The 6,129-nt window shown below is 68.3% G+C and carries 5 protein-coding genes and 1 pseudogene; 2 read left to right on the top strand and 4 right to left on the bottom strand.

The genetic code is table 11. The features are described from left to right. A partial coding sequence (locus KDK95_RS18105; RefSeq protein ID WP_249161470.1) for a penicillin-binding transpeptidase domain-containing protein occupies positions 1 to 249 on the top strand: 249 nt, incomplete at its 5' end. Between the two features lie 446 nt (positions 250 to 695). Next, positions 696 to 977: pseudogene (locus KDK95_RS38275) on the top strand (hypothetical protein); the annotation flags it as partial. A 234-nt stretch (positions 978 to 1,211) separates the two neighbouring features. On the opposite strand, the gene KDK95_RS35925 reads toward KDK95_RS38275, so the two are convergent. From KDK95_RS35925 to KDK95_RS18080, 4 genes are all read right to left on the bottom strand, one after another. Continuing rightward, the gene (locus KDK95_RS35925) at positions 1,212 to 2,237 is read right to left on the bottom strand and encodes a COG4705 family protein (RefSeq protein ID WP_212519372.1); all 1,026 of its coding nucleotides are present in this window, start codon (positions 2,235 to 2,237) and stop codon (positions 1,212 to 1,214) included. A 657-nt stretch (positions 2,238 to 2,894) separates the two neighbouring features. Next, positions 2,895 to 3,092 carry a helix-turn-helix domain-containing protein gene (locus KDK95_RS18090; protein ID WP_212519371.1) on the bottom strand — a complete coding sequence of 66 codons (198 nt, stop codon included), beginning with the start codon at positions 3,090 to 3,092 and terminating at the stop codon, positions 2,895 to 2,897. A gap of 22 nt (positions 3,093 to 3,114) precedes the next feature. Then, positions 3,115 to 5,325 carry a penicillin-binding protein 2 gene (gene mrdA, locus KDK95_RS18085; protein WP_212519370.1) on the bottom strand — a complete coding sequence of 737 codons (2,211 nt, stop codon included), beginning with the start codon at positions 5,323 to 5,325 and terminating at the stop codon, positions 3,115 to 3,117. Positions 5,326 to 5,873: 548 nt separating this feature from the next. Further along, entirely contained in the window at positions 5,874 to 6,113 is a 240-nt protein-coding gene (locus tag KDK95_RS18080; protein WP_212519369.1) for a hypothetical protein, read from the bottom strand. Positions 6,114 to 6,129 lie beyond the last annotated feature (16 nt).

Raw genomic sequence — 6,129 nt, 5'->3', positions numbered from 1 at the left:
GGCACCGCGAACCGCTACGTGGCCAGCTGCGGCGGATACTGCGGATACACCGCCTCGTTCATCGGATACGCGCCCGCGGACAATCCGCAGTTGGTGATAGGGGTCTTCGTGGAAGGGCCGCAGGGCGGCAACTACTACGGCGGAACGGTTGCAGCACCGGTGTTCAAGAAAGTGATGACCTTCGCCCTGCAGGAGCAGCGCATCCCTCCCACAGGCACGGCCTCTCCGAACCTGCCGATCACCTGGTGAGGAACGAAGCTGCCAGAAGCGCCGATCTGCCCCGGCACCGCATGCGACCCCCCACGCCAGCCTGCGCCACTGGCCTTCATCTCGCGCATCCCGTACCGGCCCCGATGCCCCGATGCCCCGAGACCGACGGATGCCCGGCCTTCCACGCCTCGATCAGCGGCCGGATCAGCTCCCACTGCTCATCGGAGAGAGATCGCTCGGGTAGCGCACCTCGTCATATCGCACCGGCTCAGCTCAGCATGCCGACGGCACAGCGCCGGCCCGAACCGCGTCGCCATCACGCCACCGAGCGAGGGCAAACCGCCAAGAACTCACATAACGCCGCCTGGCAGCCATAGGGGCATCAAACTCGCCGTCCGGTTCCTGGCCGTGGTCACCGTCGCCACGTTGGCCGAGTGGCTGTGACCTGCCATGCTGGTGTCGTCTCACACCACGGGGATCCTCGAATGCCCGCTTCGTATTACTGGGCCGATAGCGAGAACGGCGACGGCATCGACGACTCGTTCGAGGAAGCGCTTTTCATGCTGATCGAGGACCTCGACCACGCCGACAACACGTTCGTCGTCGTCCAGCCGGACTCGGACGATCCGGCCTGGTTCGCCTCCATCGCCACGCTGGATGAAGGCGGCTGCGAAGTCGTACTGTGCGACACGCGCCGCCACGTCCACGACCTCACGGTCGAACAGAACATCGGCCGAATCGTCAAAGACCTCACGATCTGGATGGCAGATCCGCAACCGCAGCTAACGACCAACACATCCGCAACCCACGGTGTCCAAAACAGGCCCAAGGCCGCCGCGCGCTGTCCGGGTCGCACCCGGCAGGCGCCCGCATCGATCTTGCTCGGCGGGTGTTCGCGACCAGGCGGCGGCGGTCACGGTCCACCGGTGCGGCATCACGACAGGCATCCGCCGCTTCTCTCGCTCCTCAGTGCGCGGTGACGCGCCCTCGTCGGCATCGTGCTAGCGTTGCACGTCCTTCTTCGTGGTGGCGAGATAGGTCACGAGGACGATGATGAGCGCGGCCAGCACGCCCGCGACCGGTGCATCGCCGAAGTTCATGCCGCTGATGTTCTTCGGTTTCGCAAGGCCGTCGGCGATCGAGGCGCCAAGCGGTCGGGTGAGCACGTACGCCGACCAGAAGCAGGCCACCGGGTTCCAACGCAGGACACGCCAGCCGACCAGCGGGATCAGGATGAGGCCTGCGAACATCGCGGCCGAGGACCAGTAGCCGAGCCTGAGCGTGACCGCGGTGAAGTCGCCCACTGCGGTGCCCATCGCGAAGGTCGCCACGACTGCGGCCCAGTAGAACGCCTCGCGCCGGGACGTGTCGATGCTGTGGATGTCCAGGGTGTGCTCGGTGCGCCTCCAAGCGATGAACACCGCCGCGAGCACGAACGCGTAGAAGATGCTCGAGGCGGTGTACGGCACGCGCAGCGCGACGTGCATCACGTCGGCCACCATCGTTCCGAACACCCCGACCCCGCAAACCGAGAGCCAGTAGGGCCAGGCCCGGTAGTGCCCCTGCCTGAACTGGAAGGCGAGCGCGGCCAAAAACGCGAGGAATCCGACGACGACCGCGACTTGGGCACCGAGCGAGGAGTTGACCAGCGCGTCCGAGGTGGACTCGCCCATCGCAGTCGACAACGCCTTGACACTCCAGAAGGCGAGTGCCACCTCGGGCACGCGCAGGGCGCCTCGACCGGTGTCGCCCGGCGGCGAACCGCCCGCCGAGCGCGCTTCACGCCGCGGGCTGCGCTCGACCTCGCCGCGCCGAGCGCGGTGGATCGGAGGCCGAGCGGCCGGTTCCTTGATCGCCGGGGCGTTCGCCGAGCCGGTGCCGCGCGCACCGGCGCAACCGGCAAGGTCATAGTCGAGTTCTGGCAGCCACACGATCTCGCTGGCATCGCGGACGTCGGGCTCGAACGAGTCCCGGTTCGCGCGCAATGGCCCGCTTGGTTCCGCCTGCCACCATCCGTCTCGCTCCACTATGCGCGCCCTCCCGACTGGCTACTACACGCGTGTAAATCCTGCCGAGCGACAAGACGCGGCCCTGGACTTTCCAGTTCCGCCAGCCCTACCACGCTCGCGCGCACAACGCCGTACCGCACCGTGGAAGCGGCGGGATTTCGGCTCAGGCCTCCTCGGGGACGAGGAAGACGGGGTGGGCAGGCGTATCCTCGTCGCGGCCCTCGGTCCGGTCGATCTTCGTGTTGCTCAGGTACGCGACCGCCAGGAGGCTCACGGTGAGGAACGCGAGGTTCGGCCAACAGGTGCCCAGGCCCAGTCCGCCCTCGCTCTGCGTGACGGTTCAGCGGTATACGCCGGGGCGCACGTACGCGCCGACGATAGCTGTCTGGTTCCGGCCACCGCAGGAATCGTCGTCTTCGTCCCAGGTGACGACCCGTTCGCTCTCGCGTATCTGCTCTGGTGTGCCGCTATGACCACCAGCGTAGACGCCCTGGCCTCAGGCGACCGCCCGAGCTGTCCATTTTGCGATACCAGCATCGGAGCCGACACGAGTCGATCACTGCCAACTCGACGCGCTCCGCCGGCCCCCGCGCGAATGACGGGTAGGACCGAATCAATCACACCGATCCTCGGCCCGGCCGGCGGCGGAGCGCGTGCGAGGCTCGCCAAGCAAACCTATCGGCGCATGGCCATCCAGTGCTCGAGATCGGCGCGGTCGTAGTACACACGTCGGCCTTCCTTGCGGCTCGCCACGCCGATCCCCCGGTAGCGCCAGTCTTGCAGGGTCGTGATCGACAGGCCGAGATAAGCCGCCGCCTCACCGGCCGTCAGCCGATCGGCGGGCGGCACCTCGTCCCAGGGCCTGCTGCTCATGCGTTGACCGCCGGCTGCCGGGTCATCGTCGGCTCCGGCCGGGCGACGGGGTGGTGTCGGTGGCCGACGGGAGCGCGGCGGCTTGGGGAGTCGGAGGCGCAGGGGGCCACTGCTGCGGGTACGGGAAGGTGACAGGCAGTCGTCCGCCCGGGGTGATCGCCGGAAGTCTCGCCGGAGGCGTTGGTAGTAGGGCGGTGGCCGGTACGGCCTTCCCGTTCTGGACGCCGAACATCGCTTCTTCGATCTTCTCGATGGCGGGGCCGGAGATCTGTGCGCCCTGCCCGCCTTGCGGAACCATCATCGCGACGGCGTACTCGGGGTGGTCGGCGGGCAGGAAGGAGGCGAACACGGAGGTGGGGTTCTGCCCGTAGACGTCCGCGGTGCCGGTCTTCGCCCCGACCGGGATCTGGTTCTGCGGCCAGGCGCTGTAGACCCCGGAGGCGGTGCCGGCCTGGGAGACACCCTCAAACGCGTTGATCATGAAGGCCCGGGCGGCCGGGGAGATCGGCACGTGGGCGACCACCTGCGGTTTGTAGGTGCTGATGACTTTGCCGTTCGGGGCGAGCACCGCCTTGAGCAGATGCGGCCGGTAGAGGGTGCCGCCGTTGGCGACAGTGGCGTAGATGCGGGCAAGCTGCAGCGGGGTGACCTCGACCCCGCCCTGGCCGATCGCCTCGAGCACCGCGTCGCCGCCGCGGAACTGGAATCCGTCCAGACAGTTCTCCCGGGCGAGTTCCTTCAGATAGGCGGCGCGGGTCGGGTCGTGCGCGGCGACGTCCGGGTAGCCGGATTGCGCGTGGGCGCACCAGTCGGCCTTGTTCGCCTGCCAGGAGGAGAGCTTCTCGGCCCGGTCCTGGATCAGCCCGGTGGCCTCTCCGGGCAGGTCCAGGCCGGTCTTGCTGCCGAGCCCGAAGTCCAGGGCCATGGTCTGGACCGGATCCAGCGGGTGGGCGACGGGGTTGTTGCCGCCGTCCTTGAGCCACATCTGGTAGGCAACCCGGTAGAAGACGGTGTCGCAGGAGACCTCGATGGCGCGTTTAAGGCTGATCGGGCCGTAGGCCTCGCCCTCGAAGTTGTGGAAGTCCTGCCTGCCGATCGCGAAGTCCGGCGAGCAGTCGTAGCTGCCGCCCGCGGGGAAGCCGTCGTTCAGCATCGCGGAGGTGGTCACGGCCTTGAAGGTGGAGCCCGGCGGGTACTCGCCCTGGTAGGCCCGGTCGAGCAGCGGTGTGGGGTTTGCGCCGGCGAGTCTCGCGTAGGCGGCGGAGCTGATCCCTCCGGTCCACACGTTCGGGTCGTAGGTCGGGTAGCTGGCCATGGCGACCACGGCGCCGGTGTTCACGTCGAGCACCACGACCGCGCCGGAGTTCGCCTTGCCGTAGCTGCCGGTGTTTGAGTCCCATACCCCGTGCGTGGCGTTCACCGCGTCGGCCAGTGCCTTCTCGGCGATCGCCTGGATGTGCGCGTCGATGGTGGTGACCACATCGTCGCCCGGTACCGCGGCGCGCCGCGAGACGGTGCGTACCGCGCGTCCCAGGCTGTCGACCGCGACCTCGGCCACGCCCGGTCTGCCGCGCAGCACCGCGTCGTACTGCTGCTCGAGCCCGGCGCGCCCGACCATGTCCGTCGGCTGCAGGTCGCTGCCGGGCTTGGATAGCTCGGCCGGGGTGACCGGGGAGAGGTAGCCCAGGATCTGCGCCGCGTTCGCGCCGAACGGCGCCGGGTAGGTGCGCAGCGCCGCCGGCTGCGCCGTGACCCCGGGGAACTTCTCGCCCTCCTCGAGGATCTCCAGGCCGACACCGGCGGGTACGTCGGTGGCCACGGGCACCGGCTGGTAGGGAGAGCCGGCCCAGCACGGCTGGGTCACGGTGGGTGAGCACAGACGGAGCTTCTCGGCGAGTTGCTGCTCGCTCTGCCCGAGCAGGGTCGCCAGCCGGCCCAGCACCACCGCCCCGCCGTTCGGTTCTCCCCGCAGGGTGTCGAGATCGACGGTGACCTCGAGGGTGGTGCGGTTGTCGACCAGTGGATGGCCCTGATCGTCCAGAATGGCGCCGCGCACCGCCGGGGTGGCCACAGTACGCAGGTCGTTGGCCGCGGCGGCGGCCCGGTAGTGCGGCCCGGAGCGCACCTGCAGGTACCACAGCCGGCCGCCGAGCGTCGCCATCAGCGCGAGCACCATGACCTGAATCACGCCCATCCGGGCACGCGAGGTATCGAGCAGACGACTGCGGTACATGGGCCACTCCGATTCCGCCGCCTCGCGGGGAAGCCACGGGTCGTTCCAGCATCTCCGCTGAACCTGACAGGACAGACCGCACGGCATGTGTCGAGACGCGGTCAGCAATGTCGAGATCACTTGCACTATGCAAAGCTGACGATACCGGCGGCGATCGCGGATCACTGCCTCGACACGCTGAAACTCACTCAGAAGGCCCTGGGGCTCACCGTGACCACGAATATTCCCGGCGCTCGCGCGTGGCGCGCCACTGCGGGTCGCATGGTCGCCGCACGCGTCCTGGTCGCTTGCAACGGGCAAGCCTCCGAGTGAAGTTCCCCACTGAGCTGGACACGTTCTTCTCACGCTGTCAACGTGTGCTCATCCCGGAGCCGCTCTCGCGTCTCTGCCGCGGTGAGGTGGCCGAACTCGGGGTGCCGGCGTAGCCGCCTGCGGTTGTAGAAGACCTCGATGAACTCGAAGACTGCGCTCGTGCGGTGGCCCGGTCCGGCCAGATCCGCGCGCCGACCTCGGCCTTGAGCACCGCCCGCAGGCTCTCGCACGCGGCGTTATCGCAGCAGGAGCCTGTCCTGCCTATCAACTGCCATAGCCCAAACTCCTTCAATACGTCCCTGAACTCTACTGATGTGTACTCCGCCGCCCCTGTCCGAGGGCGCTATGCAACCCGGCTCGAGCGGGCCGTGGCCGAGGGCCATCTTCAGCGCGTCCACCACGAGCTCGGCTCGGTGGTGCTCGGCCATCGACCAGCCGTCGATCTCCCAGGTGGCCAGGTCAATCCAACAGGCCATACAGCCAGCCTTCCTC

It is taken from the genome of Actinospica acidithermotolerans (genome assembly GCF_018139625.1).
Lineage (GTDB): Bacteria > Actinomycetota > Actinomycetes > Streptomycetales > Catenulisporaceae > Actinospica > Actinospica acidithermotolerans.
The sequence above is the reverse complement of the archived record's forward strand: the minus strand, read 5'-3'. Positions and strand labels throughout refer to the sequence as shown.

What these genes read in the sequence shown, in the direction of transcription:
- KDK95_RS18090 (WP_212519371.1), bottom strand. Translation starts at nt 3,092, where the DNA reads ATGAGCAGCAGGCCCTGGGACGAGGTGCCGCCCGCCGATCGGCTGACG.
- mrdA (WP_212519370.1), bottom strand. Translation starts at nt 5,325, where the DNA reads ATGTACCGCAGTCGTCTGCTCGATACCTCGCGTGCCCGGATGGGCGTG.
- KDK95_RS18080 (WP_212519369.1), bottom strand. Translation starts at nt 6,113, where the DNA reads ATGGCCTGTTGGATTGACCTGGCCACCTGGGAGATCGACGGCTGGTCG.